Annotated in this window: 32 protein-coding genes; 17 read left to right on the top strand and 15 right to left on the bottom strand. The window is 65.3% G+C overall.

Annotated features, from left to right (window positions below; genetic code table 11):
* The first annotated feature begins 67 nt into the window (after nucleotides 1-67).
* The 9 genes from M2335_RS00390 (at nucleotide 68) to M2335_RS00350 (ending at nucleotide 9171) form a co-directional block, all read left to right on the top strand.
* Nucleotides 68-1024 carry a YihY/virulence factor BrkB family protein gene (locus M2335_RS00390; RefSeq protein ID WP_264572320.1) on the top strand — a complete coding sequence of 319 codons (957 nt, stop codon included), beginning with the start codon at nucleotides 68-70 and terminating at the stop codon, nucleotides 1022-1024.
* A complete protein-coding gene (gene fabI / locus M2335_RS00385; protein ID WP_181560875.1) occupies nucleotides 1021-1830 on the top strand; it encodes an enoyl-ACP reductase FabI in 810 nt (269 codons plus the stop codon). Before M2335_RS00390 ends, fabI begins: the two co-directional genes overlap by 4 nt.
* A 52-nt stretch (nucleotides 1831-1882) precedes the next feature.
* Complete coding sequence (gene aroC / locus M2335_RS00380) at nucleotides 1883-2953, top strand: chorismate synthase (protein WP_264588275.1); 1071 nt, start codon at nucleotides 1883-1885, stop codon at nucleotides 2951-2953.
* A complete protein-coding gene (locus tag M2335_RS00375; RefSeq protein WP_264593441.1) occupies nucleotides 2950-3537 on the top strand; it encodes a hypothetical protein in 588 nt (195 codons plus the stop codon). Before aroC ends, M2335_RS00375 begins: the two co-directional genes overlap by 4 nt.
* Nucleotides 3538-3564: 27 nt before the next feature.
* Complete coding sequence (locus M2335_RS00370; protein WP_264588425.1) at nucleotides 3565-3981, top strand: secondary thiamine-phosphate synthase enzyme YjbQ; 417 nt, start codon at nucleotides 3565-3567, stop codon at nucleotides 3979-3981.
* A 73-nt stretch (nucleotides 3982-4054) separates the two neighbouring features.
* Nucleotides 4055-5377 (top strand): dicarboxylate/amino acid:cation symporter, encoded by a 1323-nt coding sequence (locus tag M2335_RS00365; RefSeq protein ID WP_264593440.1) that lies wholly within the window; start codon nucleotides 4055-4057, stop codon nucleotides 5375-5377.
* An 8-nt stretch (nucleotides 5378-5385) separates the two neighbouring features.
* Nucleotides 5386-6321, top strand: coding sequence for a glutaminase (locus M2335_RS00360; RefSeq protein WP_413716089.1), 936 nt, complete (start codon nucleotides 5386-5388; stop codon nucleotides 6319-6321).
* 106 nt (nucleotides 6322-6427) lie between these two features.
* Nucleotides 6428-7228, top strand: a complete 801-nt coding sequence (locus tag M2335_RS00355) for a class I SAM-dependent methyltransferase (protein ID WP_264593438.1) — start codon at nucleotides 6428-6430, stop codon at nucleotides 7226-7228.
* An 86-nt stretch (nucleotides 7229-7314) separates the two neighbouring features.
* Nucleotides 7315-9171 (top strand): ABCB family ABC transporter ATP-binding protein/permease, encoded by a 1857-nt coding sequence (locus M2335_RS00350; protein WP_264593437.1) that lies wholly within the window; start codon nucleotides 7315-7317, stop codon nucleotides 9169-9171.
* 1 nt (nucleotide 9172) lies between these two features.
* Here the strand turns inward: M2335_RS00350 and M2335_RS00345 are convergent, their stop codons facing one another.
* The 4 genes from M2335_RS00345 to M2335_RS00330 form a co-directional block, all read right to left on the bottom strand.
* Complete coding sequence (locus M2335_RS00345) at nucleotides 9173-9865, bottom strand: methyl-accepting chemotaxis protein (protein ID WP_264577872.1); 693 nt, start codon at nucleotides 9863-9865, stop codon at nucleotides 9173-9175.
* Nucleotides 9866-9965: 100 nt separating this feature from the next.
* Entirely contained in the window at nucleotides 9966-10496 is a 531-nt protein-coding gene (locus M2335_RS00340) for a L,D-transpeptidase family protein (RefSeq protein WP_264593436.1), read from the bottom strand.
* A complete protein-coding gene (gene ribA, locus M2335_RS00335; RefSeq protein ID WP_264593435.1) occupies nucleotides 10493-11569 on the bottom strand; it encodes a GTP cyclohydrolase II in 1077 nt (358 codons plus the stop codon). The genes M2335_RS00340 and ribA overlap by 4 nt, the downstream gene beginning before the upstream one ends.
* A 13-nt stretch (nucleotides 11570-11582) precedes the next feature.
* A complete protein-coding gene (locus M2335_RS00330) occupies nucleotides 11583-12383 on the bottom strand; it encodes an exodeoxyribonuclease III (RefSeq protein ID WP_181560868.1) in 801 nt (266 codons plus the stop codon).
* A gap of 270 nt (nucleotides 12384-12653) precedes the next feature.
* Between M2335_RS00330 and M2335_RS00325 the strand changes: the two genes are divergently transcribed.
* Together M2335_RS00325 and M2335_RS00320 are read left to right on the top strand one after the other, a co-directional pair.
* Nucleotides 12654-12938: a hypothetical protein gene (locus tag M2335_RS00325; RefSeq protein ID WP_264588282.1), complete on the top strand. Its 285-nt coding sequence runs from the start codon at nucleotides 12654-12656 to the stop codon at nucleotides 12936-12938.
* A gap of 67 nt (nucleotides 12939-13005) precedes the next feature.
* The gene (locus tag M2335_RS00320) at nucleotides 13006-13491 is read left to right on the top strand and encodes a vgr related protein (RefSeq protein WP_264593434.1); all 486 of its coding nucleotides are present in this window, start codon (nucleotides 13006-13008) and stop codon (nucleotides 13489-13491) included.
* Nucleotides 13492-13496: 5 nt separating this feature from the next.
* Here M2335_RS00320 and M2335_RS00315 read toward each other — a convergent pair whose 3' ends face one another.
* From M2335_RS00315 to M2335_RS00275, 9 genes are all read right to left on the bottom strand, one after another.
* Nucleotides 13497-13991, bottom strand: coding sequence for a flavin reductase family protein (locus M2335_RS00315; protein WP_264576861.1), 495 nt, complete (start codon nucleotides 13989-13991; stop codon nucleotides 13497-13499).
* Nucleotides 13992-14126: 135 nt separating this feature from the next.
* Nucleotides 14127-14558 (bottom strand): SufE family protein, encoded by a 432-nt coding sequence (locus M2335_RS00310; RefSeq protein WP_413715179.1) that lies wholly within the window; start codon nucleotides 14556-14558, stop codon nucleotides 14127-14129.
* 40 nt (nucleotides 14559-14598) lie between these two features.
* Nucleotides 14599-14859 carry a hypothetical protein gene (locus M2335_RS00305; RefSeq protein WP_264593433.1) on the bottom strand — a complete coding sequence of 87 codons (261 nt, stop codon included), beginning with the start codon at nucleotides 14857-14859 and terminating at the stop codon, nucleotides 14599-14601.
* Nucleotides 14860-14884: 25 nt separating this feature from the next.
* Nucleotides 14885-15184 (bottom strand): hypothetical protein, encoded by a 300-nt coding sequence (locus tag M2335_RS00300; protein ID WP_264593432.1) that lies wholly within the window; start codon nucleotides 15182-15184, stop codon nucleotides 14885-14887.
* Between the two features lie 29 nt (nucleotides 15185-15213).
* The gene (locus M2335_RS00295) at nucleotides 15214-15516 is read right to left on the bottom strand and encodes a cell division protein ZapB (RefSeq protein WP_181561549.1); all 303 of its coding nucleotides are present in this window, start codon (nucleotides 15514-15516) and stop codon (nucleotides 15214-15216) included.
* A gap of 94 nt (nucleotides 15517-15610) precedes the next feature.
* The gene (gene pspC / locus M2335_RS00290; RefSeq protein ID WP_181560863.1) at nucleotides 15611-15991 is read right to left on the bottom strand and encodes an envelope stress response membrane protein PspC; all 381 of its coding nucleotides are present in this window, start codon (nucleotides 15989-15991) and stop codon (nucleotides 15611-15613) included.
* A 1-nt stretch (nucleotide 15992) separates the two neighbouring features.
* Complete coding sequence (gene pspB / locus M2335_RS00285) at nucleotides 15993-16259, bottom strand: envelope stress response membrane protein PspB (protein ID WP_181560862.1); 267 nt, start codon at nucleotides 16257-16259, stop codon at nucleotides 15993-15995.
* Nucleotides 16260-16262: 3 nt separating this feature from the next.
* Entirely contained in the window at nucleotides 16263-16931 is a 669-nt protein-coding gene (gene pspA, locus M2335_RS00280; RefSeq protein ID WP_181560861.1) for a phage shock protein PspA, read from the bottom strand.
* A gap of 66 nt (nucleotides 16932-16997) precedes the next feature.
* Nucleotides 16998-17174, bottom strand: coding sequence for a hypothetical protein (locus tag M2335_RS00275; protein WP_264593431.1), 177 nt, complete (start codon nucleotides 17172-17174; stop codon nucleotides 16998-17000).
* Between the two features lie 182 nt (nucleotides 17175-17356).
* On the opposite strand from M2335_RS00275, the gene pspF reads away from it, so the two are divergent.
* Entirely contained in the window at nucleotides 17357-18397 is a 1041-nt protein-coding gene (gene pspF, locus M2335_RS00270; protein WP_264593430.1) for a phage shock protein operon transcriptional activator, read from the top strand.
* 33 nt (nucleotides 18398-18430) lie between these two features.
* Here pspF and M2335_RS00265 read toward each other — a convergent pair whose 3' ends face one another.
* Entirely contained in the window at nucleotides 18431-18994 is a 564-nt protein-coding gene (locus M2335_RS00265; RefSeq protein ID WP_181560858.1) for a urate hydroxylase PuuD, read from the bottom strand.
* A gap of 247 nt (nucleotides 18995-19241) precedes the next feature.
* Between M2335_RS00265 and M2335_RS00260 the strand changes: the two genes are divergently transcribed.
* Nucleotides 19242-19853, top strand: a complete 612-nt coding sequence (locus M2335_RS00260; protein ID WP_264593429.1) for a superoxide dismutase — start codon at nucleotides 19242-19244, stop codon at nucleotides 19851-19853.
* Between the two features lie 166 nt (nucleotides 19854-20019).
* On the opposite strand, the gene M2335_RS00255 is transcribed toward M2335_RS00260, so the two are convergent.
* On the bottom strand, nucleotides 20020-20475 hold the full coding sequence (locus M2335_RS00255; RefSeq protein WP_181561548.1) for a universal stress protein: 456 nt from the start codon (nucleotides 20473-20475) through the stop codon (nucleotides 20020-20022).
* Between the two features lie 142 nt (nucleotides 20476-20617).
* Between M2335_RS00255 and M2335_RS00250 the strand changes: the two genes are divergently transcribed.
* The 4 genes from M2335_RS00250 to M2335_RS00235 all read left to right on the top strand — a co-directional run bounded on the left by M2335_RS00250 (nucleotide 20618) and on the right by M2335_RS00235 (nucleotide 24505).
* A complete protein-coding gene (locus M2335_RS00250) occupies nucleotides 20618-21937 on the top strand; it encodes a pyruvate dehydrogenase complex dihydrolipoamide acetyltransferase (protein ID WP_264593428.1) in 1320 nt (439 codons plus the stop codon).
* 7 nt (nucleotides 21938-21944) lie between these two features.
* On the top strand, nucleotides 21945-22349 hold the full coding sequence (locus M2335_RS00245; RefSeq protein ID WP_264593427.1) for an acyl-CoA thioesterase: 405 nt from the start codon (nucleotides 21945-21947) through the stop codon (nucleotides 22347-22349).
* A gap of 66 nt (nucleotides 22350-22415) precedes the next feature.
* The gene (lpdA, locus tag M2335_RS00240) at nucleotides 22416-23831 is read left to right on the top strand and encodes a dihydrolipoyl dehydrogenase (RefSeq protein WP_264593426.1); all 1416 of its coding nucleotides are present in this window, start codon (nucleotides 22416-22418) and stop codon (nucleotides 23829-23831) included.
* Nucleotides 23832-23842: 11 nt separating this feature from the next.
* Nucleotides 23843-24505 (top strand): phosphatase PAP2 family protein, encoded by a 663-nt coding sequence (locus M2335_RS00235; RefSeq protein WP_264593425.1) that lies wholly within the window; start codon nucleotides 23843-23845, stop codon nucleotides 24503-24505.
* The last annotated feature ends 302 nt before the right edge of the window (nucleotides 24506-24807 follow it).

Here is a 24807-nt window from a genome sequence, read left to right as displayed (position 1 = left end):
GGCCGGCGACGAGGGGCGCATGTGCGCGATTCCCTCGCCTGCCGCTTTGTTCTAGAGATCGGGCGTGCTGACCAATCCCTCTCCGCAATCGCCTGAAGCGCGCCGTCGCCGGTTGCGTGATCGGGGCGAGCGCCTGCGCGCGGAAATCGAGCGGAGCCGCTGGGCGAGCCGCGCTTTGGCCGTGGTCAAGCGCGTCGCGGTCGGTGTTTATAATGACGGCTTCATTCATGCCGGCAATCTCGCTTATCTCACGCTGGTCGCGGTTTTTCCCTTCTTCATCCTTGCTGCGGCAATCGCGCAGATCCTCGGGCGCACCCGCGCCGGTCTCGAAACGGTGAACGGTTTTCTGCTGACGGTGCCGCCCAGCGTCGCACAGGTGCTGCGGCCGGCCATCGTCGATGTGCTGGAGGCGCGGACCGGACCCTTGCTCTGGCTTGGCGCGATCATCGGCCTGTGGACCGTCGGCAGCCTGATCGAGACGATCCGCGACATTCTCCGCCGGGCCTATGGCACGCGCTCGACATCGCCCTTCTGGCATTACCGGTTGCGGGCGATGGGCATCATCGTGCTCAGCGTGTTCGGGGCGCTGCTGGCGCTTTCCCTGCAGGTGCTGCTCGTCGCGGCGGAGACGATCGTCGAGCAATTGCTGCCGGGCAGCGACCAGGCTTTCGCCATTCTTACCGCCACCCGCTTCGTGCCGGCGATCATCCTTTATCTCGCGCTTTACTTCATCTTCGCGGCGCTGACCCCGAGCCGTTATCGCGCCAAGCGCTTCCCGAAATGGCCCGGCGCGGCGTTCACGGCGGGCTGGTGGTATGTCACCTCGTTGCTGCTGCCGCTCTTCTTCTCCAACATCACCAGCTACAGCCTGACCTATGGCGGTCTGGCGGGCGCGATGATCACGCTCATTTTTTTCTTCATCATTGGGCTTGGCGTGGTAATTGGCGCCGAACTCAACGCCGCGCTGGCTGATTTCCCGGACGGGGAAGAACCGGCGGAAGAGACGGAGGATCCAACATCATGACAGGCCTTATGGCCGGCAAACGCGGCCTCATCATGGGGTTGGCCAACGACAAGTCGCTGGCCTGGGGTATTGCCAAGGCACTTCACGCGCAGGGCGCACAAATGGCCTTCTCCTATCTGGGCGAGGCGCTGGAGCGGCGCGTGCGCCCGCTGGCGGCGGAAGTCGGCTCCGATTTTCTGTTGCCCTGCGACGTGTCGGACATGGCGTCTGTCGATGCCTGCTTCGAGGGACTGGCCGCGCGCTGGCCGACCATCGACTTCGTGGTCCACGCCATCGGCTTCTCGGACAAGAACGAACTGCGCGGCGGTTATGTCGACACTAGTCTCGAAAACTTCCTGCTGACCATGAACGTCTCGGCCTACAGCCTCGTCGCCGTGACGAAGCGCGCGGTGCCGATGATGAGCGAAGGCGGGTCGATCGTCACGCTGACCTATTACGGCGCCGAGAAGGTGATCCCCCACTATAATGTGATGGGCGTCGCCAAGGCCGCGCTGGAGACCAGCGTCAAATATCTCGCCATGGACCTGGGGCCGCAGAACATCCGCGTGAACGCGATTTCGGCCGGGCCGATCAAGACGCTCGCGGCATCGGGCATCGGCGACTTCCGCTACATCCTCAAGTGGAACGAGCTGAACTCGCCGCTGCGCCGCAACGTCACCATCGAGGATGTCGGCGGGGCTGGGCTGTATCTGCTTTCCGATCTTGCCTCCGGCGTGACCGGCGAGATCCATCATGTCGATGCAGGCTATAACGTCATTGGCATGAAGGCCGAGGACGCGCCGGATATCGCGCTCGACAAGGGATGAGCGGCAGCGCAGCCGTCTGCGCTGCCCTGGCGGCTGAGCTGGAAAGAATGGCATGAGCTTCAATAGTTTCGGGCGGGTCTTCCGCTTCACCACCTGGGGCGAGAGCCATGGCCCGGCTATCGGCGCCGTGGTGGATGGCTGCCCGCCGGGACTGGCGCTGAGCGAGGCCGATGTGCAGCCCTGGCTGGACAAGCGCCGCCCGGGGACGTCGCGCTTCACCACCCAGCGGCAGGAGCCGGATCAGGTGCGCATCCTCTCCGGCGTGTTCGAGGGGAAGACGACCGGCACCCCGATCAGCCTGATGATCGAGAATGTCGACCAGCGCTCCAAGGACTATTCCGAGGTCGCGCAGGCCTATCGGCCCGGCCATGCCGATTATGCCTATGATGCCAAATATGGCCTGCGCGATTATCGCGGCGGCGGGCGCTCATCCGCGCGCGAGACGGCGAGCCGGGTCGCGGCGGGTGCCGTGGCACGGCTGGTGGTGCCGCAGGTCCAGATCCTTGGCTATGTCAGCGAGATCGGCGGGGACGCCATCGATCCTGCGGCATTCGATGCCAGCGAGATCGGCAACAATCCCTTCTTCTGCCCGGACCCGGCTGCGGCCGCGCGCTGGGAAGCGCTTGTCGATGCGGCCCGCAAGGATGGCTCCTCGCTCGGCGCCGTAGTCGAATGCGTCGCCATGGGCGTGCCCGCAGGCTGGGGCGCGCCGCTGTATGCCAAGCTGGACAGCGAACTGGCGGCGGCGATGATGAGCATCAACGCGGTGAAGGGCGTGGAGATTGGCGATGGCTTTGCCGCAGCGCGGCTGCGCGGCGAGGAGAATGCCGACCCGATGCGCCCGGGCAATGACGGGCGACCCGTGTTCCTCGCCAATCATGCCGGCGGCATCGCCGGCGGTATCGCCACCGGTCAGCCGATCCGGGTGCGCGTGGCGTTCAAGCCGACCAGCTCGATCCTTATTCCGCAGGAAACGGTGACGCGCGAGGGGACGGCAGCGGACATCCGCACCAAGGGCCGCCATGATCCCTGCGTTGGCATTCGCGGCGTGCCGGTCGTCGAGGCGATGATGGCGCTGGTGCTGGCCGATCAGGCGCTGCTCCACCGGGCGCAGTGCGGATGAGGGCGGCGCTCGCAATCCTCGCTCTGGCAAGCCTTGCCGCCTGCCAGTCCCAGCCTGCCGATCCGGACAATGGCGCGCAGGCGGGTCGCAACATGGCTGTGCCGGCCAATGACAGCGCCGACGCGGCGAATGCGGCCGAGGAGCCGGCGGAGGCAGAGACGCTCGACCAGGTCGGGCCGATCCGCATTGGCGCCACCCTCGCCGAACTGGCCGCTGAAGGACTCGCGGTCGCCGGGCGGGACGATCCCATGCCGGGCTCGACCTGCACCTATGCGCATTTCAAGGGCTGGCCGGACGCGGCGGTGATGCTGGATGGCGACCATGTCGTGCGGGTCGATGTCTCCGATGCGCAGCATGAGGGACCATTTGGCCTGCGCGTGGGCCAGAGCGAAGCCGAGGCGATCAAGCGGCTCGGTTCCGCCGAGGTGCAGCCGCATCCCTATACCGGCCCGACCGGCCATTATCTGGTGTTCCATCGGGCCAATGCGCCGACGGGGCTGATCGCGGAAACGGACGGCAAGACCGTGCAGAGCTGGCGCATCGGCCAGTGGGAGCAGGTCCAGTGGGTCGAAGGCTGCTCGTGATCTTAGCGCCCGCCGGTCATGGCTGATCTGCGGCAGGCCAGCACGGTTCTGCGCATCGCGACGCCGGGGCAGGCCATGGTGGAGATCAGCCGCGAGGTTTCGCGCTGGGCTTTGGCGCAGGGCATGGACGAAGGCCTGCTGACCGTTTTCTGCCGCCACACCTCCGCCTCGCTCACCATTCAGGAAAATGCCGCGCCGGCGGTGCAGAAGGATCTGCTCGCCTGGCTGGCGCGGATGGCGCCCGAGGACCAGCGCTACCTGCATGACGATGAAGGGCCGGACGATATGCCGGCGCATCTCAAGGCCGTACTGACCGGCGTTTCGCTCAGCGTGCCGCTGATCGGCGGGCGGCTGGCGCTCGGCACCTGGCAGGGCATCTATCTGGTCGAGCATCGCCGTGCCCCGCATCAGCGCGAGGTGGCGTTGCATCTTCTGGGATGCTGAGTGGCTTTTTGCGTATTTGCGATGCGCTCCCCGCACTGTTAGCCTGCTTCGCAACACCAAAAGGGGATCGAGCATGACCGAAGCCAGCGCGGGCGAAGACCGCAAGGAAACGCGCCTGCAATACTGGATGCTCGGCGGTTTTCTAGCGGGATTGGTGCTGGGGCTGATCGTCCACAGCGTCGCGGCGGACGCGGCCTGGGTGGCGCTCGTCACCACCTATGTCACCCAGCCCATCGGCCAGATCTTTCTGCGCCTGCTCTTCATGCTCATCATTCCGCTGCTGGTCTCGGCGCTGATCGTGGGCGTCGCGGATATGGGGGAGGCGCGGCATCTCAAGACCGTGGGCCTGCGCACCTTGCTCTACACGGTCGTCGTTTCCAGCATTTCGGTCGCCATCTCTCTGGCACTCGTCAATCTGCTCCAGCCGGGCGGCGGCATCGATCCGGCGCTGGCCCGGAGCATGATCGCGCAATCCTCGGAAGGGGCGGCCTCCATCGTGGCGCAGGCCGGCGAGTCCAAAACCGGCGTCGAGGCGGTGCTGGCGATCGTGCCGACCAACTTCGTCGCGGCGATGAGCGCGAACGACATTCTGGCGGTGATGTTCTTCGCGCTCTTCTTCGGCGTCGGCTTCCTGCTGGTCGATCCAGCGAAGACCGCGACGATCAAGGCCGGGTTCGAAGGCATTTTCGAGGTCTCGATGCGGCTCATCGGCCTTGTCATCAAGCTCGCGCCCATCGCCATCTTCTGCTTCATGTTCAATCTGGCGGCGCTGTTCGGCTGGGAACTGATCGGGCGCCTCTCCGCCTTCGTCTTTGTCGTGCTGCTGGCGCTCGGCCTGCAGATGTTCGGCGTGTTTCCGCTCATCCTCAAGTTCATCGCCGGCAAGAATCCCATCGCCTTCTTCCGCGAGACCCAGGAAGCGAGCGTGATGGCTTTCGCCACGGCCTCTTCCAATGCGACCCTGCCCACATCGTTGCGGGTCGCCGAGGAGAAATTGAAGCTTCCGCGCCCCATCTCCCGCTTCGTGCTCACCATCGGCGCTACCGCCAATCAGAATGGCTCAGCCATGTTCGAGGGCGTGACGGTGCTGTTCCTCGCGCAGTTTTTCGGCGTCGATCTGACGCTGGGCCAGCAGCTCGTCGTGATGCTCATCTGCATCATGGGCGGGATCGGCACGGCGGGCGTTCCGGCCGGTACGCTGCCGGTGATCGCGCTCATCCTCGCCAGCGTGGGCGTGCCACCTGCGGGCATCGGGCTCGTGCTGGGTGTGGACCGCTTCCTCGATATGTGTCGCACCACGGTGAATGTGGTGGGCGATCTTGTCGCGGCGCAGGTGATCGCCAGCACCTCAGGCGATGAGCTGCCGCCGGAGCCTGCCGATATCGTCATCCATTGATCGCTCCGATGGCTGGCGACCTGCAGACAATCGTCGACGAGATCGTCGCGGCCATGGCGGCCGAACGGGATCGCGGCGCCGTCGCGACCTATATCCCCGGCCTTGCCAACGTGTCCCCGGACCAGTTCGGCATGGCCATTGTCGGCGCGGACGGGACCATCGCCATCGGCGGGGATGCGCGGACCAGCTTTTCGATCCAGTCCATCTCCAAGGTGTTCGCGCTCACCATGGCGCTGGGCAAGGTGGGGGACCAGCTCTGGAAGCGCGTCGGCCGCGAGCCTTCGGGCAATGCCTTCAACTCCATCGTCCAGCTTGAGGCCGAACAGGGCATTCCGCGCAATCCGTTCATCAACGCCGGCGCGCTGGTGGTGGCGGACGTCAATCTCTCCGGCCATCGCCCACGCGAATCCATCGGCGCGCTGCTGCGCTTCGTGCGCTATCTGGCGGACGATGACAGCATCGCCATCGATGAAAGCGTGGCGCGGCGCGAGGCGGAGACCGGCTATCGGAACATCGCGCTGGCCAATTACATGCGGGCCTTCGGCAACATCCACAATCCCGTCGAACTGGTGACGGGCTGCTATTTCCACCAATGCGCCATCGCCATGGATTGCGTGCAGCTGGCGCAGGCCGGCCGCTTCCTCATGCTGGATGGCCGCCAGCCGGGGGGCGGGCGCGTGGTCTCGCCTCGCCGCGCTCGCCGCATCAACGCGCTGATGCTGACCTGCGGCCATTATGACGCCAGCGGCGACTTCGCCTTTCGGGTCGGGATGCCGGGCAAATCCGGCGTCGGCGGTGGCATTCTCGCCGTCGTACCGGGCAAGGCGAGCATCGCCGTCTGGTCGCCCGGCCTCAACGAAAGCGGCAACTCCCACCTCGGCACGCGCGCGCTCGAACGGCTGGCCGAAGCGACCGGCTGGAGCGTCTTCAGCGCGCGGGCGTGAGTTGGTGAATCTTTGCGTGCGATCTCGGCGAGATGATAAGATGAGGCCCTATGCCGGTGCCGGAGTCCAGAAGTTGAGAGACAAGAGCGCACAAACAGCGGAACAATTGCGCCGTTTTGGGGGCGCGGTCGATTTCGGGCGGGCTGCGGCGGACTATGGGCGCCACCGCGCCGGTTTCCCGCCCATATTCTTTGATCGGCTGGCGGGCCAAATTGCCATGCAACCCGGCCAGCGTGCGCTGGACATCGGCACCGGCACAGGGTCCGTGGCGCGTGGCCTGGCGCTCAGGGGGCTGACCCTCACCGGCCTCGATCCAAGCGAAGCTCTGCTCTCAGAGGCGCGCGCGCTGGATGGGGCTGCCAAGCTTGAGGTCGACTATGTCGTTGGGACAGCCGAGGCGCTGCCTTTCGCCGATGGGGCTTTCGATATCGTAACTGCTGGACAATGCTGGCACTGGTTCGACCGGGAGCGCGCTGCGCGGGAAGCGAGCAGGGTGCTGCGACCCGGCGGCTTGGTGGTCCTGGCTCATTTCGACTGGCTTCCGTTGCCCGGAACGGTGGTGGAGGCGACCGAAGCCCTCATTCTGGCGCACAATCCCGCGTGGCCCGGCGCGGGGGGCGGCGGCGTCTACCCGCAATGGCTAACGGATTTGGCCGGAGCTGGCTTCAGCGAAATCGAAACGGCGTCCTTCGACATCGATCAGCCCTACAGTCATGAAGGATGGCGCGGGCGGATTAAAGCCAGTGCGGGCATCAAGGCGAGCCTCGGGGCCGATGCCACTGCGGCCTTCGACTCGGCTCACGCAGCGATGCTCGCTGAGCGCTTTCCTCGGGAGCCATTGCTGGCGCCGCATCGCGTTTGGTGGACAATCGGTCGAAAGCCCGTGCCCTCTGCGCCACAGGGCTGATGTCACAGCACGTCGCAACGAGGGTAATCGGGCGCGCAAAGCTCACCGCCCTTGGCAAGCGGTTGCCGCGCGCCTAACTGGCATCCATGCCACCGGACAATCAGGATAAGGATCTGCCCACGCCGCCTGCATGGGCGACGTTGCGGCGTTTTCTGCCCTATCTCTGGCCGGCGGGTGAGCCCAATCTCAAGGCGCGGATCATCGTCGCGCTGGTGCTGGTGTTGCTGGGCAAGGCGATCATCCTCGTCATGCCCTTCGCCTATAAGGGTATCATCGACCGGATGGGGCCGGGGATGCAGGCGGGGGTGGCCGTCGCATTGGGGCTGGTGCTGGCTTATGCGGGCGCACGCTTTGGCGGCGTCGTCTCGGATAATCTACGCAATGTCGCCTTCGAGCGGGTCGGGCGCAATGCCCAGCGACTGATGGCCGAACAGACGCTGCGCCACCTGCACAATCTCTCGTTGCGCTTCCACCTCAACCGCAAGACCGGCGGCGTTACCAAGGTCATCGAGCGAGGCACCACGTCCATCGAGACGATGCTGCACTTCCTCCTCTTCAACATCGCGCCGACCGCGATTGAGCTGATCGCGGTGTGCATCATCTTCCAGGTCAAGTTCGGCTTCGGGCTGGTGGCGGGCACGCTGGTGATGATCGCGCTCTACACGGCCTTCACGCAGAAGATCACCGAATGGCGCAACGCGCTGCGGCGGGAGATGGTCGATCTCGATACCGGCGCGACGGCCCATGCCGTGGACAGCCTGCTGAACTTCGAGACGGTCAAATATTTCACGGCGGAAGACCGCGAGGCGGCTCGCTACGGGGCGGCGCAGCGCAGCTACATGAACGCGGCGACCAAGAGCAACAACAGCCTTGCGATGCTCAACATCGGCCAGGCGCTCATCACCAATGTGATGATGGGCGGGGCGATGGCGTTCACGGTGTGGGGCTGGGCCCAGGGCCGGTTCACGCCGGGCGATGTGGTGCTGGTGAATGCGCTGCTGATGCAGCTTTTCCGCCCGCTCGATCTGCTCGGCATGGTGTATCGGACGATCCGCCAAGGCCTCATCGACATGGAGGCGATGTTCCGGCTGATCGATACCGAGACCGAGATCAAGGACGTGCCCGATGCGCCGCCGCTGGCGGTGACAGCGGGCGATATCCGCTTCGAGGACGTGGTGTTCGGCTATGATCCCGACCGAACGATCCTCAAGGGCGTGAGCTTCCATGTCGCGGCGGGTACGACGCTGGCGGTGGTCGGCCATTCCGGCGCGGGCAAGTCGACCATCGCGCGGCTGCTCTTCCGCTTCTACGATATTCAGGGCGGCCGCATCCTCATCGACGGACAGGATATTGCCCGCGTGCAACAGACCTCGCTGCGCGCCGCCATCGGCATCGTGCCGCAGGACATGGTGCTGTTCAACGATACCATCGGCTACAACATCGCTTATGGCCGTGACGGCGCGACGCAGGCGGATATCGAGGCCGGTGCGCGCGGGGCGGCGATCGACCGCTTCATCGACTCGCTGCCCAAGGGCTATGACACGCGGGTGGGCGAGCGCGGCCTCAAGCTCTCCGGTGGCGAGAAGCAGCGCGTCGCCATCGCGCGCACGCTGGTCAAGGACCCGCCGATCCTGGTCCTCGACGAGGCGACCAGTGCGCTCGACAGCCGCACGGAAGCGGCGATCCAGACCGTGCTCGATGACGTAGCCGCGCGGCGCACGACGATCATCGTCGCGCACCGTCTCTCGACCATCGTCCATGCCGACAGCATCATCGTGATGGATGACGGCCGTGTGGTCGAGCAGGGCACGCATGCGCAGTTGCTCGCGCTCGGCGGCCATTATGCGCAGATGTGGATGCGCCAGCAGGCCGAGCGGATGAACCCGGAGGCGGGGTTGGCGGCATCCGAACCCAGCGCATCGCTGGAGGATGCGGCGGAGTAGCTCAGGCGGCGATATCCGGCGCGATGCTGTGCTTCATCATGTCCACCGCGCGGGAGGTCGCGAGGCGGGTGTCCCCGGCCAGCTTCTTCACCTCATTGGCGACGACCGCGAAACCCTGACCGGCCTCGCCGGCGCGGGCGGCTTCGATGCGCGCGTTGAGCGCCAGCAGGTTGGTCTGGTTGGCGATGGCGCCGATCGTGGTCACGATGGCCGCCAGTTCGGCCATGGTGGACTGGAGCCGCGCATTGCCGCGCTGCAACTCACCCTGCAGGCGCTGGCTTTCCTCATAGCGGGCCTGCACTTCCTGTTCGAGCTGGACCTGCCGGGTGACGTCGGATGCGATCTTGAGGATGCGCACCGGTCTGCCCTGACAATCGACAACGGGATTGTAGGTGGCCTGAAGATAGACGGGGGCGCCGCCGCGTGAGCGCCGCTCATAGCGGCCGGCGTGGAACGCGCCGGAGGTCAGTGTCCGCCAGAAGGCCGCATAGTCAGTGGAGCGCACGAAGGATGGCGCGCAGAAGATGCGATGATGCTCGCCGACCACCTCATCGAGGCGGTAGCCCAATGTCTCGAGCAGGACGTCATTGGCCCACAAGATGGTGCCTTCGGGGCTGAATTCGATGACGCCCTGGGACCGGCAAATGGCTTGCCAGGCTGCGTCGGTCCGCCCGTCTTCGAGATATGCGTTCATGAATCACCTTGTGGTCGTCCCGGCAGGTGAGGCCCCTGTGGTTAAGCGCTGCTTACCATGGGGTGGTTTCGCGACGAGCCGTTGAATGCGGCAGGATGCGCTATCGCAAACGGAGCGTCGTGCCGGGGCGAAGCAGCCCAAGGACGGTGCGCATGTCGTCCGGGGCGATGGCGACACAGCCTTCCGTCGCCTTGGGCTGGCCATTCTCACCGATCACCCATTGGTGGAAGAAGATCGCGCTGCCCATGCCGGGCGTTGGCGGCGCATCATTATGGCCAAGGACGATGATGACGTCATAGGCCTGATCCGCGCGTGCGAGCAGCTCGTGGCTGGTGTGGCGCGGCAGATGGACGGGGCGGTTATAGGCCGGGTCGGCGGGATCGTCGCTCCAGCCATCGTCCGGCCGGACCCAGCGCCACGGGATTGCGGGCGCCTGAGCGGCATCGATGCGACCGGGGCGGAGCAGCGCGGCGCGAACCGGCCAGTCACCGATGGGCGAGGCGCCATCGCCCTCGCGCTTGTCCGCCGCAGCGATGAGCCCGCCCTTGCCGACGACACAGGCGCAGGACCAGTCGCCGATGGTCAGGCGCCCCGCCTCGCCATCGACCAGAATGGCTGGCGCTTCGCTCACAACTGATGGCCGGTGCGGTCCCGCTTGGTCGCGAGATAGCGCTCATTATGGGGATTGGAGGGCAAAGCCAGCGGCAGCCGTTCGGCCACGCGGATGCCCTGCGATTCCAGGCCCGCGACCTTCTCCGGATTGTTGGTGAGCAGTCGGATTTCGTCGATGCCGAGCAGATCGAGCATCCGCGCCGCCACGCCGAAATCGCGCGCATCGATAGCGAAGCCCAGGCGGACATTGGCGTCCACCGTATCGAAGCCCTGATCCTGCAACTGATAGGCGCGCAGCTTGTTGATGAGGCCGATGCCGCGCCCCTCCTGCCGGAGGTAGAGCAGAACGCCCCAGCGCGCATGGGCGATCTCGTGCAGAGCGCCGTGCAATTGCGGTCCGCAATCGCATTTGAGCGAGCCAAGCACGTCGCCGGTCAGGCACTCGCTGTGCAGGCGGACGACCGGGGCGCTGCCGTCGCGCTCGCCGATGACGAGGGCGATGTGCTCGCGGGGATCTTCCGGCGAGCGGAAGGCGACGATCTGCGCATCCACGCTGGCTTCGACGGGCAGACGCGCGCGGGCGGCGATGGCGAGCCGGGTCGGGTCTGCATAAGTGGCGATATCGTCCGCGCTCAGCTGCACCTCGGCCTCGGCGTCCTCGGAGCCGATGAAGAAGGCGGGCAACATGCCGGCGAGGCGCGCAAGGGTGAGGGCGGCGGCGGCCAGGGCCGGGTGCGGCACCGGCAGGGCGCGGAACGGGCCTTTGAGCGGCGTCGCGAGATCGCGCACCGGATCGGCAATGGCCATGGCGGCGGCGGGCGAATCGATCCAGCGCTCGCGGGCGATGAGCGCCGGCGCTTGTGGGTCCGCCGCCTCCCGCTGGTTGGCGAGCTTGAGCGTGACGGCCCGCGCGGCGGAGAGCAGCAGGGGCGCCTCTGCCGCCGGGTCGAACGAGGAGAGGCTCGTCGGCGTCGCGCCTTCCACAGGCAGCAGCGTCAGCGCCCCACCTGCATCGACACCTGCATCGACCAGCCGGATAGGCCAGCCGCGCCGAAGGGCATCGATGGCGCGAGCCGCAGCGCGCCCGTCCATTATCGCGCGCCCATCAGAAGGCGAATTCCGTAATCAGCGGAGCGTGGTCCGAGGGGCGCGTCCAGCTGCGGCAATCCTCGGCGACCTGATGCGAGACCGCCGTCTCCGCGAGGTCGGGGCTCAGCCACATATGGTCGAGCCGACGGCCGCGATCAGACTTCGCCCAATCCTGCGCGCGGTAGCTCCACCAGGTGTAGAGCCGCTCGGGCGCGGGCACGAAGCGCCGGCCAAGGTCGATCCAGTTGTGCGAGCTTTGGAGATGGCCGAGCAGGTCGCGCTCGATCTGGGTGTGGCTGACGACGTTGATGAGCTGCTTGTGGCTCCACACATCGCACTCCAGCGGCGCGACGTTGAAGTCGCCGAGCAGCAGGGTCGATCCGCCGAGCTTGCCGGACCAATCGATCATGCGCTGCAGAAAATCGAGCTTCTGGCCGAACTTGCGGTTGATCGTGCGGTCCGGCTCTTCGCCGCCGGCGGGCACGTAGACATTCTCGATGCGCAGCCCGTTTTCCAGCCGCACGCCGATGTGGCGCGCCTCGCCATTGGCCTGCCAGTCGAGTCGCTCGTCCTCACGCACCGGAATGCGGCTGACGATGGCCACGCCATGGTGCATCGGCTGGCCGTGCAGCACCTGATGATTATAGCCGAGCCGGCGGAACAGGCCCTCAGGAAAGGAGCCGTCCACGACCTTCGTCTCCTGCATGCACAGAACGTCCGGCTGATACTCGGTGAGGAAGCGCTCGACGATTTCGAGGCGGGCGCGGACGCTGTTGATATTCCAGGAGGCGATCTTGAGAGTCTGCTTGGTCGACATGGCCAAAGTCCCTAGCCGCCCTCGGCGCCGAACCCAAGCCGCGAAGCGATTATTTTGACTCGAGCGGCTGTGCGTCGCGGCACCAGGCCGGGCGTATAGCGCGGACATCGAAAACCCCCGCTCCGGGGGGCATGGAGCGGGGGCTCGAAGAAAGCGCCTGAATTTTTGCGCATGTGGTGCGGGGCGAAGCCCGGGCAACAGGGGGGAATCCCGAGGTCAGTCCCCGCGCCACATCGCTTTTCTAAGTCAGCCCAGATGACCGCCCGATGAATGGACCTGTCAGACTTGGGCAAGATTGTCGGTTTTTACGCACGGGAAAATGCCGCGCGGGGATCACCCGTGAAAAAAATTCCGCCCGGATGGGGCGGGCGCGGGTTTGATGCCGATCAATGTCGGCGGCGCCGTTCGGTGAAAAGAGGGCTCATCACATGGTTTGCAGGAGCATTCGCGATGAACCTTCTTATGCAGTGGCCGGTCCTGACCTTCATCGGCATGGTTGCGGTCTTTGGCGTCATTCTGGCGGCGGTGTCGGTTCTCGATCTCAAGAGCGAGTGACGGCCGGCGGGCATGCGCCGGGAGAGGCGGGCCTTGCCGGCGAGGCAGGGGCGCCTATCACGGCTGCATGGCCGTCCCATCCCCGCACATTGGCGCCGTCGATCGGCCGCTGTCCCAGCCGGAGCGCGCGCTGGTCGAGCGGGTGTTCGGCGATGCGATCGCCCTGGACGAGGTGCGGATTCGCAACCGCAAATGGTGGCCCTTTCAGCCGCGTGCCATCGTCATGGCGCCGCGCGGGCATATTCATTTCCATCCGCAGGGGCGCAGCTATTGCGATTGCTTCGGTGCCGGCGATCTGGCGGCGCAAGGGCTGTTCATTCACGAAATGACGCACGTCTGGCAGCACCAGGCCGGCATCAACCTGCTGGTGTGGCGGCACCCGTTCTGCCGCTATGATTACGACTACCAGCCGGGCAAGCCGTTCGCGCGCTATGGGATCGAGCAGCAGGCGGAGATCGTCCGCCATGTCTTCCTGATGCGCAGCGGTCGGCAGGTGCCGGGCAAGCCGTCTTTGCCGGAGCTGGAGGCGATCCTGCCGTTCGGCCGGGCGTGAGCCGGTCAGGCGGTGGCGTCTTCCAGATCGATCAGTCGGTGATAGCCACCGCGATAGAAGATCAGCGGCGAGCCCTCGGGCGCACGCTCCATGGCCTGCACCGCGCCGACGACGAGAAGATGGTCGCCCAGTTCCACGACCTTTTCGATCGCGCATTCGATCCATGCGAGCGCACCATCGAGAATCGGCAGGCCGCCGGGGCTGGTGCCATGGGCCATGCCCTCGAACTTGTCGTCATGCCGCGAGGCGAATCGCCGGCAGGTCTCCAGCTGCGCATTGCCCAGCACATTCACGCAGAAGCGGCCGGTGGTGGCGATATTGGCCCAGCTTCCCGAGCGCTTGTCGGGCAGGAAGCCGACCAGCGGCGGGTCCAGCGAGATGGAGGAAAAGGTGCCGACCGCGAGGCCCCAGCGCTGGCCGTCCGCATTATTTGAGGTGATGACGCATACGCCGGTGGGATAACTGCCGAGAACGTCGCGGAAATGCTTGGGATCAATCAATGCGCCACCTGTTTCTTCTGGCGCCCGCCCTGTTCGTGGCGGAGGCCGAATGCGAATGAAGCTGCGGTGAAAACGGCTCACCGGTATGGCGCCCAACCTGCAAGCTGTGACGTGAGCCTGTCAACCGCCCCCTTTTCAACCCGCAGCATCCTCCGCCTGCAGGCGAGTCGCCGTTTCCCGGATCAGCGCGATCATGTTCGGCAGCCCTTGCGTGCGATTGGACGAGAGCTGGCGCTTGAGGTCGAAGGGTGCCAGCGCCTGTTCGATATCGAACGTCGCGACCTCCGCCGGCATCCGGTCCTGCACGGTGAGCAGGACCAGGGCGATGATGCCCTTGGTGATGGCGGCGTTGCTGTCCGCCAGGAAATGCAGCGCGCCATTGTCCAGCCGTGTCGGGTAGACCCAGACGGAGGCGGAGCAGCCCCGCACGAGCGTCGCGTCCGTCTTCAGCGCGTCCGGCATCGGTTCCAGTTCGCGGCCCAGGTCGATCAGTAGCCGGTAGCGCTCATCGCCTTCGAGCAGTTCGTAATCGTCCTGGATGGTCTGCAATGTCGTCATGCCGCCCATATAGGTCGCGGCGCGCGGGAGGCCAGTGAAACTCTGCGGATCAGACGTCGATGCCGGCGGCGATGGCTTCCAGCTTGCGGATGCGCTCCTTGAGATCGGCCATCTCGATCAGCCCGCCGGCCAGGGGTGCGTCCGGGGTCGGCGCGCGCGGGGCGGCGCGGCTGGCGGCCATGTCCAGCTCTGCCCGCTTGAGCGCCAGCCATCCGTTCCAGCCCTTGAGCGAGGCCAGGGCGACAACTGCAAATGATAAAGTTAGCGCTATCATGGTCATGGCGTGCTTCACGAGGTCAAGATCGGTCATGACTCTATCTCCTCCTGTCGATGTCTTAGTGGTCGGTCCGCGTGGGGGTTTCGTGAGGGGCGGATTCAGCGCCGCCGAGCTGGTCGATTTCATGGGCAAGGGCCGCGCCGCGATCGGTCACGATCCGCTCCAGGACCCGCACCCGCTGCTCCAGCCGCTCGACTTGCGCGGCATATTGTGCGGCCTTTTCTGCGGTCTGTGTGCCGAGCACGTCCAACTCGCGCTCGCGCAGCTTCATCTTCTGCCGCATATATTTGCTCCAGATGCCCCCGATGACCGGGATGCCGACGACAATCATGAAGAATAACAGCATTGAAGCAGGCATGATGGGACTCCCGGCCAGTTGGATGGCGATCAGTTGGAGGGGGTGCGCAGGCTTTCGATCTCGTTGGTCAGATGAAGGGCGCTGTCGGTCACGATGCGCTCCACATTGGCCAGCCGATCCTTGACCGCGCCAAGCTCGGCACGCAGCTGCGCATTCTCCTGGCTGAGCAGCTTGATCCGCTCGCTGAGCTCCTCATTCTTCTGCGGGTAGACGGCCTTGCCCCAGCTGTTCTCGAGCGGATAGCCGTGCCGGACGCGCAGCCAGGTGTTGAAGACCCATCCGGCGATGGCCAGCAGGCCGAGCAGCGAACTGGCGCCGACGATGAGCGGCATCGATTCGACGACGGCGTCCGCGGTGATAGGATCCATGGTTGAAATTCCCCTGTAATCGAGCGCTGTTGCGCCTCTCATTCGCCTCGCCCTTGTGTCAGCGCAGGCTGTCGATCTCGTCGGCAAGCCGGGTGTTGCGGCTGGTGTAGAAGGTCTCGATGTCGGACAGGCGCCGGTCGATGTCGCGGAACTTGCTGCGCACATCGCGGGTAGAGCGCGCCGGATTGGTGCGCACGCCCTGCCAGAAGCGCTCGTCTTCCCGGTCGGCATAGAGGCCGGTCGGCTTGGGCTCGGCCATCCATGCGGCGAGCAGATAGGCGATCACCGTCCAGGGGAAGCCGCCGGCCAGCGTCACGAGCACGGCGCCAATGCGGACCCAGAGCACGTCGATGCCCATATAGTCGGCAATGCCGGCGCACACGCCCATGGCTTTGGCATTTTTCTTGTCGAGGTAGAATTTGGTGCGGCGGGCGGACATCTCAGTTCCTCCTGTCGAAATAGGGATCGTCGCTCGCGCTCGGGCGGGCTGGACGGAAATCGGGATTGTCGGCGGCGATGATCCGCTCGACCGTCTGGAGGCGCTCCTCCAGGCGACGGGCGAGCATGTGCATCTCATCGAGCAGCCGTTCGTCCTCATCGGTGATCTTGGGCGCCTGCTTCCACTTTGTGACATAGTGGAAGATCAGCCACGGCATGCCGATGAACAGCATGCCGCAGATGACGATGGGCAGAAAGACGTCCTCCATGGATCAATCCTTCCTGGCTTGCGCGGCCTTGAGCGCCGCGAGTTCGGCTTCCACCTTGTCGGCGGACTGGAGCTCGGCGATTTCCTGCTCCAGCGTCTTGGGCTGACCGCCCAGACCCATGGCATCGGCTTCGCCTTCGGCCAGATCGACCCGGCGCTCCAGCAGTTCGAAGCGGGAGAAGGCATCCTGCACGCGCTCGCCATTATACATCTCGCGCGCACGCCGGCGCGTCTGTGCGCTCTCCATGCGGGCGACGAGGCTGTTCTGCCGGACGCGCGCCTCGCGCAGCTTGGCCTGCAGCTTGGCGATGTCTTCTTCGGATGCGGCCAGCGCCTCATCCAGCATGGCAATCTGCCCGCGCAGCTGCTCGGCCATGTCGCCGGCCTTCTGCTTCTCGACCAGCGCGGCCTTGGCAAGGTCTTCGCGATCCTTGGAGAGGGCGAGCTGCGCCTTCTCGACCCAGCTTTCCTGCAGGGCGTCGAGCTTGGCGATGTGGCGGCGCATCTCCTTCTGGTCGGCGATGGTCCGCGCTGCCGATGCACGCACCTCGACCAGCGTCTCCTCCATTTCGAGGATGATCATGCGGATCATCTTGGCCGGGTCCTCGGCGCGATCCAGCAGATCGGTCACGTTGGCGGCAATGATGTCCCGGGTGCGAGAGAAAATACTCATGTACATACTCCAACTGAGGCGGTTCGGTCGGGGCAGCGGGGGTGTGCTGCCCCGACCTTGAAGCCGTCACACAAGGGATTGTGACGGCTTGTCCGGTGTGTTGTCCAGAGCCGCTGCGGTCGTGGCGGCAGGGGTGCCGCTGACAGCAGGGCCGACAGCGCCGATCACCATGATGGCGCTGAAAATGAGGGTAAGACATGCTGCGGCGGTCTGAGCACCGAAGCGGTCGATACTGTTCAACATGGCGGTCTCTTCCTGATCCTGGTTAGGCCTTCAAATCCCGCTCATTGGCGGATTGCCCAATGCAGTGCAGGGGGCGTGCCAATTTCCGAGAAGCCCGGATTTTCGCCAATTTCTCCCCGTCCGCGGTGCGCGCGAAGCATTGTTTGTTGCAATGAGTTGGGAAATATCCCTAAAAGTTGGGAATGGAAAAGACGACGCATTTTGTCGGGGAATCCCTCGCCTTTCTGGATGCGGTCGAGCAGGCCGGCCGCGCGGCCGATCTCAACCGCCCGGTGCTGGTCATCGGCGAGCGGGGTACCGGCAAGGAGCTGATCGCCGAGCGCATCCATCGCCTTTCCCAGCGCTGGGATGGGCCGCTCATCATTATGAACTGCGCCGCCTTGCCCGAGACGCTGATCGAGGCCGAGCTGTTCGGTCATGAGGCCGGCGCCTTCACCGGCGCGACGCGGGCGCGGGCCGGTCGCTTCGAGGAGGCCGATGGCGGAACCCTGTTCCTCGATGAACTGGGCACGCTCTCCATGGCGGCGCAGGAGCGGCTGCTGCGCGCCGTGGAATATGGCGAGGTGACGCGCATCGGCAGTTCGCGGCCGCTCACCGTGGATGTGCGCATCGTCGGGGCGACCAACGAGCATCTGCCCGATGCGGTGGAAGCCGGGCGGTTCCGGGCCGACCTGCTCGACCGGCTGAGCTTCGAGGTGATTACCCTGCCGCCTTTGCGCGGGCGCGAGGGCGATGTCGACGTTCTGGTCGAGCATTTCGGGCGCAAGATGGCATCGGAATGCGGCTGGTCGTCCTGGCCGGGCTTTTCCAAGCGGATGATGACGGCGCTCAATGCCTATCGCTGGCCCGGCAATGTGCGCGAGCTGCGCAATGTCGTCGAGCGCGCCGTGTATCGCTGGCCCGATCCGGATCGGCCGATCGACGAGATCCAGCTCGATCCCTTTGCTTCGCCCTGGAAGCCGCAGCCGATGCCGGGAAAACCCGCTACCGCCACCGCGGCGCCTGTCGCCGGTCCTTCCGAGGAGGGTGCAGTCGAAGATGGACGATTGCTGATCGCGCTGGACGATGTCGCCGACTTTCGCGGCGCTGTCGACGCGCACGAGGCTGCGATCCTGCGCCATGCCCTCCAGCGCCACCGCTTCAACCAGCGCGCCACGGCCAAGGCGATCGGGCTCTCCTACGACCAGCTGCGCCACTGCCTGAAGAAACACGCCCTGCTTTGAGGCGCTTGCCGCCTCGCGCAGGGCGCCGGCCGCTCAGCCGCCGTTGAAGTTCACCATGCAGTAGAGCATCGGGATCGACAGCAGCGTGTTGGTGCGGCTGAAGATCATCGCGCGGGTCGCAGCGCTGGCCTTGGTCGCATCGTCGGCGGCCACCAGCCCCAGCGCCTTCTTTTGCGCCGGCCAGATCACGAACCACACGTTGATCGCCATGATCAGGGCGAGCCACATGCCAAGGCCGATCAGTTGATAGGGCGCCTTGAACGCGAACGCCTCGTGCAGATAGCCGGTGCGCCATGCCACCAGCAAACCGGTCAGCACGGTCAGCGCGGCGGCCCAGCGGAAGAAGAACAGCGCGGAGGGCGCGATGAACTTGGAGACGCCCGGTTTCAGCTCTGCCGGCACCTTGGGCATGGTCGGGATCTGCACGAAGTTGAAGTAATAGAGCAGGCCGATCCACAAAATGCCGAAGAAGGTGTGCAGCCAGCGCAAGGCGGCGGAAACGGATTCGCCATTCGGGCCAATGCCGTAAATGACGGCCAGGGTCAGAATAACCCCGATCAGCAGGACGAGATGCAGATTGCCGAACAGTTTCGTCATGATGCTCCCCCAGTCGTTTGCCGGGTGCTTTGACCGCACCCTCCCCTAAAGCCGGTTATCGGCCATCGCACAGGCTATGCCAAAGTCGCGCCGCTGTCATATCGAAATTATATTTGGCGCTGATCGGGAGAGATGACTGGAAAGCTGCCGGTCTACGCGCCATCTGCTGCGGGCAACCGACACGAATCGCGCGCCTGCGCGTTTCGCCTGCAGAACGACTTTAATGCACCAAGAGGAGATTAGCGCCATGGCATTCACACTGCCCGACCTTCCCTATGCCAAGACCGCCTTTAGCGATGACATGTCGGCCGAGACCTTCGACTATCACCACGGCAAGCACCACAATGCCTATGTGACGAAGGCCAATGAGCTGGTCGCCGCCGATCCGGCCCTGCAGGGCAAGTCGCTGGTCGAGCTGATCAAGTCCTCCAAGGGCGGTCTGTTCAACCAGGTCGGCCAGATCTGGAACCACAGCTTCTTCTGGCAGTGCCTCTCGCCCGAGACGCAGGAGCCGAGCGGCAAGCTGGCCGATCTCATCAACGAAGGCTTCGGCTCGACCGACGCGCTGATCGAGAAGCTGAAGGCGGAAGCCGTCGGCCACTTCGCCAGCGGCTGGGCCGCGCTGATCCTCAAGGACGGCAAGCTGGAAGTGACCAGCTATCACGACGCTGATTGCCCGGTGGCGCATGGCGATACGCCGCTGTTCATCCTCGATGTATGGGAGCACGCCTATTACATCGATTATCGCAACGCGCGCCCCAACTTCGCGGACACGATCCTCAAGAAGCACGTCAACTGGGCGTTCGTCGCGGAGAATCTGGACGGCAATGGCGCCGAACGGGCCAACCAGCCGGGCTGAACCCGCCGCAATCGGATTTTGAAGGAGGGGCTGGCGAAGGTCGGCCCCTTTTTCGTTAGGCTGGTCGTGCTCCTGCGAAGGCAGGAGCCTAGGGCGGTAAGATCTGTCAGTTGCGCCCTGGGTTCCTGCTTTCGCAGGAACACGCCGTAGGGCCACAATGGCTGACCTAGCTCAGCCGCTCGATATCCTCGCGGCTCAGCGATCCGGGGATGATCATCACCGGGCAGGGCAGCGTACCCGCATCATTGCCGGCAAAGTGCGCCACCAGCGGGCCGGGCGCGCCCTTGGGCGCCGCCCCGAGCACGAGCGCGGCGACCGTTTCGCCCGAGGCCAGCATCTCCTTCACCGATGCCACGGGATCGCCGACCTTCACCGTAATCGCGGGCTGGATGCCGGCTTCTGCCATCAGCGTGCCGGCGGCGCTGGCCGCGAGAGCCTCGGCGCGGGCGCGCGCTTCTTCCTCCATCGTCGCCTGCACGGCGCCCCATTGGACGAACTCGGTCTTGGGCACGAGTGCCAGCATATGCACGCCGCCGCCCGTCTTGGCAGCGCGGCGCGCGGCGAACAGCAGGGCCGATTCCGCCTCGCTGCTTTCGTCCACCACGACGAGATAAGTCCGCATCATCGCCTGCTCCCCCGAAGAAACCGGCTCGGTAGGTGCGGGAAATTCGGTCTGGATGCAAGGGATGGCCTTGACCCCGACGGGCAAAGCGTGAAGGTGGCCGGTGATTGTCCAACCCGAAAAACAGGAAAGCCTGGCCCCCATGGCGATCAATATCCAGATGCCCGCCCTCTCGCCGACCATGGAGGAAGGCACGCTTTCGAAATGGCTCGTGAAGGAAGGCGACACCGTCTCGTCCGGCGATTTGCTCGCCGAAATCGAGACCGACAAGGCCACCATGGAATTTGAAGCCGTGGACGAAGGGGTCGTCGGCAAGATCCTCGTCGCCGAAGGGACCGACAATGTGAAGGTCGGCACCGTCATCGCGGTGCTGGTCGAGGAAGGCGAGGAGGTGCCGAGCGGCGATGCCCCCGCTGCAGCCAAGCCCGCACCCAAGGCCGACGCCGCTCCGGAGAAGAAGCCGGAAGCCGCCAGCGCCCCCAAGCCGGAGCCGGAAGTCGCGAAATCGACCGCTGCGCCGGCCGCTGCCTCCTCTGGCGATCGCGTCAAGGCCAGCCCGCTTGCCCGCCGCATCGCCACGAACAGCGGCATCGATCTGGCCGCGGTTTCGGGCACCGGCCCCAATGGCCGCATTGTGAAGGCCGATCTGGAGGGCGTGAAGCCCGGCAGCACCGCGCCCAAGCCTACCGCGAGCCCCTCAGCGTCGGCTCCCGCCGCGCCTGCGCCTGCGCCTGCGCCTGTGGCCGCGACCGCGACCGCGCAGGATTTCGGCATTCCGCACGAGGTCGAGAAGCTTTCGAACATGCGCAAGACCATTGCGCGCCGCCTCACCGAATCGAAGCAGCAGGTGCCGCACATCTACCTCACCGTGGATGTGCGCCTTGATGCGCTGCTCAAGCTGCGTGGCGAGTTGAACAAGGCGCTCGAATCGCAGGGCGTGAAGCTCTCGGTCAACGATCTGCTCATCAAGGCGCTGGCCAAGTCGCTGATCGCCGTGCCCAAATGCAATGTGCAGTTTGCCGGCGACCAGTTGCTCAAGTTCAGCCGGGCCGACATCTCGGTGGCCGTGTCCATCGAGGGCGGCCTCATCACGCCGATCATCACCGATGCCGGCGCCAAGTCCGTCTCGGCCATCTCGACCGCGATGAAGGACCTCGCCACCCGCGCCAAGGAAGGCAAGCTCAAGCCGGAAGAGTTCACCGGCGGCACGGCCAGCCTCTCCAACATGGGCATGATGGGCATCAAGCAGTTCGAGGCAGTGATCAATCCGCCGCAGGCGATGATCATGGCGATCGGCGCCGGCGAGAAGCGGCCTTATGTGATCGACGATGCGCTTGGCATCGCGACCGTCATGTCCGCCACCGGCAGCTTCGATCATCGCGCGATCGATGGTGCGGACGGCGCGGAGCTGATGAAGGTGTTCAAGGAACTGGTAGAGGCGCCGCTGGGTCTGGTGGCGTAAGCGCACCATGGCCGCTGACGAGGATGTCCTGCCGGAAGGTGCGCCCGCCACGCGGATCACCGCGATGCCGGCGGATGCCAATCCCTATGGGGACATTTTCGGCGGCTGGCTGATGGGCCAGATGGATATGGCGGCGGCGCTTGTCGCCTCGCGGCACAGCAAGGGCCGGGCTGTCACCATCGCCGTGGAAGGCATGCAGTTCCACCGCCCGGTGCTGGTGGGGGACGAGGTCTCCGTCTTCGCGACGCTCGTGAAGGTGGGCAGCACGTCGATGACCATTGAGGTCGAGGCCTGGCGCCGCGCGCGGCACAGCGAGGAAACCTACAAGGTCACGCAGGCCCGGTTCATCTTCGTTGCCATCGACGAAGTGCGCCGCCCTCGCAGGGTGCCGGCCTTGGCGAACGCGCAATGAAGGCGCAGTTGGTCATTTTAGACCTCTCTCCCTCGAGGGGAGAGGGGCTTTTGAATGGAGCATTTCGTGTCTGAATCCTATGACGTCATCGTTCTCGGTTCCGGCCCCGGCGGCTATGTCGCGGCGATCCGTGCGAGCCAGCTTGGCCTCAAGACGGCCATTGTGGAGCGCGAGCTGCTCGGCGGTATCTGCCTCAACTGGGGCTGCATCCCGACCAAGGCGCTGCTGCGCTCGGCCGAGATCTTCCATTATATGAGCCACGCCAAGGATTATGGCCTGGCCGCTGAGAAAATCAGCGCGGACATCGAGGCTGTGGTGAAGCGCTCGCGCGGTGTTGCCAAGCAGCTCAATGCCGGCGTCACCCACCTGATGAAGAAGAACAAGGTCGCCGTGCACATGGGCACGGGTACGATCACCGGCAAGGGCAGGCTCTCGGTCACGGACAAGGACGGCAAGAAGACCGATCTGGCGGCCAAGCACATCATCGTGGCGACTGGTGCGCGGGCACGCGACCTGCCGTTCGCACCGGCCGATGGCAAGCGCATCTGGACCTATCGCACCGCGATGACCCCGCCGGAAATGCCGGGCAAGCTGCTGGTCATCGGCTCGGGCGCCATCGGCATCGAGTTCGCGAGCTTCTATAACGACATGGGCGCTGACGTGACCGTGGTCGAGATGATGGATCGCATCGTACCCGTCGAGGACAAGGACGTTTCGGCGTTCCTTGAAAAGCAGCTGGTGAAGCGTGGCATGAAGATCGTCACCGGCGCCTCGCTGGAGAGCCTCAAGGCCAGCGACAAGGGCGTTACCGCCGCCATCAAGGGCAGGGATGGCAAGAGCGAGACCAGCGAGTTCAGCCATTGCATCGTCGCCATCGGCATCGTGCCGAACACCGAGAATATCGGGCTGGAGGCGCTGGGCGTCACGCTGGAGCGCGGCCACATCAAGACCGATGGCCTGTGCCGCACCGGCGTGGATGGCATCTGGGCGATCGGCGATGTCACCGCGCCGCCATGGCTGGCGCACAAGGCCAGCCACGAGGGCGTGACCGCCGCCGAGGCGATTGCGCAGGCGCTGGGCAACAAGGATGTCCACCCGCATGAGATGGACCCGCTCAACATTCCGGGCTGCACCTATTGCCAGCCGCAGGTCGCCTCGGTGGGCCTGACCGAGGCGAAGGCCAAGGACGCGGGCTATACCGTCAAGGTCGGCACTTTCCCGTTCATCGGCAATGGCAAGGCGATCGCGCTCGGCGAGGCGGAGGGCTTCGTGAAGACCGTGTTCGACGCCAAGACCGGCGAGCTGCTCGGCGCGCACATGGTCGGCGCTGAGGTCACCGAGATGATCCAGGGCTACACCATCGGCAAGACGGCCGAGCTGGTGGAGCAGGACTTCATGCAGACGGTCTTCCCGCACCCGACCATCAGCGAATCCATGCACGAGAGCGTGCTGGCCGCTTATGGGCGGGCGCTCCACATCTGATCCAAAGGCGGATGCGGCAACTGCCAACTCCGGGCGTCGCGCTCAGTTTTGCGCTCGGCCTGGCGTTGCTGGTCGCGGCCATCGGCTTCCTCCAGCCCACCGGCCTGTTCGCGCCCATCGATGAGCGGCTGATGGGACTGGCAGGCAAGCTGCACGGCGTCCGCGGTGCGGGGCTGGTGACGCATGGCGCAGTGGCGCTGGACCGGCTGGGCGCGGTGGGCGGCCGCACGCTGATCGTGCTGGCGGTGGGGCTGGTCTTCATCAAGTTGGGACATCCCGAACGCCTGATCCCGCTGCTGGTCGCGGGCGTGGGGACCGCGCTCGTCATCGGCGTGGTGAAGCTCGGCTTCAATGCGCCGCGCCCGATGATGCTCTCCCCCGATATGCTCCCCTGCCTCGTCGAGACTGTGGGCACCAGCTTTCCCAGCGGGCACGCCGCCGGCGCCATGGCGCTCTATGGCGCCATCGCGCTGCTGGCGCGGAGCCGGGTGGTGACATGGATCTGCGCGGCGATGATTCTCGCCACCGGGGCCAGCCGGGTGTGGCTCGGCGTGCATTGGCCGAGCGATGTGGCGGGCGGCTGGGCGGTCGGCCTGATCTGGCTGCTGCTCGTGCTTTTCATCCTGCCCTGGTGGCGTCCGCTTCTGCAGTGGCCCATCATCTCGCGCGACTGAGCCTCGCCGGCAGCCCAGACGGTCGATTGGGCCAGCGATCCGTTCATCTCATGGCAAGATTCTGCGCGAGCGTTGCATCGATGCCGCACTGCACAATATGCCATTGATATCGCGCGATTTTATTGCCGCGTTACGAGCGATTTGCGGAATTTTCCTCCTTTTTCCGGATACATACCGCTCATTTCGCAATGGCGAGACTGGGCTGGTCGCCAGTATGAACCCGCCATCGTCATAATTGAGTCACGTCCGCCAGACACGGGCGATGACATAAGGATCGCAGACCAGGCGAGAGGATGTGTCCG

Origin of the sequence: Sphingobium sp. B12D2B (genome assembly GCF_025961775.1) — a bacterium.
Taxonomy (GTDB): Bacteria; Pseudomonadota; Alphaproteobacteria; order Sphingomonadales; family Sphingomonadaceae; genus Sphingobium.
Note: the sequence above shows the minus strand (reverse complement) of the source record. Positions and strands in the feature narration are given on the sequence as shown.

Excerpts from the sequence above, each read along its gene's own strand:
- M2335_RS00275 (WP_264593431.1), bottom strand. The coding sequence starts at position 17,174 with ATGTTGAACAGTATCGACCGCTTCGGTGCTCAGACCGCCGCAGCATGT.
- pspC (WP_181560863.1), bottom strand. The coding sequence starts at position 15,991 with ATGTCCGCCCGCCGCACCAAATTCTACCTCGACAAGAAAAATGCCAAA.
- M2335_RS00350 (WP_264593437.1), top strand. The coding sequence starts at position 7,315 with ATGCCACCGGACAATCAGGATAAGGATCTGCCCACGCCGCCTGCATGG.
- M2335_RS00325 (WP_264588282.1), top strand. The coding sequence starts at position 12,654 with ATGGACCTGTCAGACTTGGGCAAGATTGTCGGTTTTTACGCACGGGAA.
- aroC (WP_264588275.1), top strand. The coding sequence starts at position 1,883 with ATGAGCTTCAATAGTTTCGGGCGGGTCTTCCGCTTCACCACCTGGGGC.
- M2335_RS00250 (WP_264593428.1), top strand. The coding sequence starts at position 20,618 with ATGGCGATCAATATCCAGATGCCCGCCCTCTCGCCGACCATGGAGGAA.
- M2335_RS00260 (WP_264593429.1), top strand. The coding sequence starts at position 19,242 with ATGGCATTCACACTGCCCGACCTTCCCTATGCCAAGACCGCCTTTAGC.
- M2335_RS00300 (WP_264593432.1), bottom strand. The coding sequence starts at position 15,184 with ATGCCTGCTTCAATGCTGTTATTCTTCATGATTGTCGTCGGCATCCCG.
- pspB (WP_181560862.1), bottom strand. The coding sequence starts at position 16,259 with ATGGAGGACGTCTTTCTGCCCATCGTCATCTGCGGCATGCTGTTCATC.
- pspA (WP_181560861.1), bottom strand. The coding sequence starts at position 16,931 with ATGAGTATTTTCTCTCGCACCCGGGACATCATTGCCGCCAACGTGACC.
- M2335_RS00235 (WP_264593425.1), top strand. The coding sequence starts at position 23,843 with ATGCGGCAACTGCCAACTCCGGGCGTCGCGCTCAGTTTTGCGCTCGGC.
- M2335_RS00320 (WP_264593434.1), top strand. The coding sequence starts at position 13,006 with ATGGCCGTCCCATCCCCGCACATTGGCGCCGTCGATCGGCCGCTGTCC.
- M2335_RS00265 (WP_181560858.1), bottom strand. The coding sequence starts at position 18,994 with ATGACGAAACTGTTCGGCAATCTGCATCTCGTCCTGCTGATCGGGGTT.
- M2335_RS00360 (WP_413716089.1), top strand. The coding sequence starts at position 5,386 with ATGGCTGGCGACCTGCAGACAATCGTCGACGAGATCGTCGCGGCCATG.
- M2335_RS00330 (WP_181560868.1), bottom strand. The coding sequence starts at position 12,383 with ATGTCGACCAAGCAGACTCTCAAGATCGCCTCCTGGAATATCAACAGC.
- M2335_RS00295 (WP_181561549.1), bottom strand. The coding sequence starts at position 15,516 with ATGCCGCTCATCGTCGGCGCCAGTTCGCTGCTCGGCCTGCTGGCCATC.
- M2335_RS00345 (WP_264577872.1), bottom strand. The coding sequence starts at position 9,865 with ATGAACGCATATCTCGAAGACGGGCGGACCGACGCAGCCTGGCAAGCC.
- ribA (WP_264593435.1), bottom strand. The coding sequence starts at position 11,569 with ATGGACGGGCGCGCTGCGGCTCGCGCCATCGATGCCCTTCGGCGCGGC.
- M2335_RS00375 (WP_264593441.1), top strand. The coding sequence starts at position 2,950 with ATGAGGGCGGCGCTCGCAATCCTCGCTCTGGCAAGCCTTGCCGCCTGC.
- M2335_RS00245 (WP_264593427.1), top strand. The coding sequence starts at position 21,945 with ATGGCCGCTGACGAGGATGTCCTGCCGGAAGGTGCGCCCGCCACGCGG.
- fabI (WP_181560875.1), top strand. The coding sequence starts at position 1,021 with ATGACAGGCCTTATGGCCGGCAAACGCGGCCTCATCATGGGGTTGGCC.
- pspF (WP_264593430.1), top strand. The coding sequence starts at position 17,357 with ATGGAAAAGACGACGCATTTTGTCGGGGAATCCCTCGCCTTTCTGGAT.
- M2335_RS00310 (WP_413715179.1), bottom strand. The coding sequence starts at position 14,558 with ATGGGCGGCATGACGACATTGCAGACCATCCAGGACGATTACGAACTG.
- M2335_RS00305 (WP_264593433.1), bottom strand. The coding sequence starts at position 14,859 with ATGACCGATCTTGACCTCGTGAAGCACGCCATGACCATGATAGCGCTA.
- M2335_RS00255 (WP_181561548.1), bottom strand. The coding sequence starts at position 20,475 with ATGCGGACTTATCTCGTCGTGGTGGACGAAAGCAGCGAGGCGGAATCG.
- M2335_RS00365 (WP_264593440.1), top strand. The coding sequence starts at position 4,055 with ATGACCGAAGCCAGCGCGGGCGAAGACCGCAAGGAAACGCGCCTGCAA.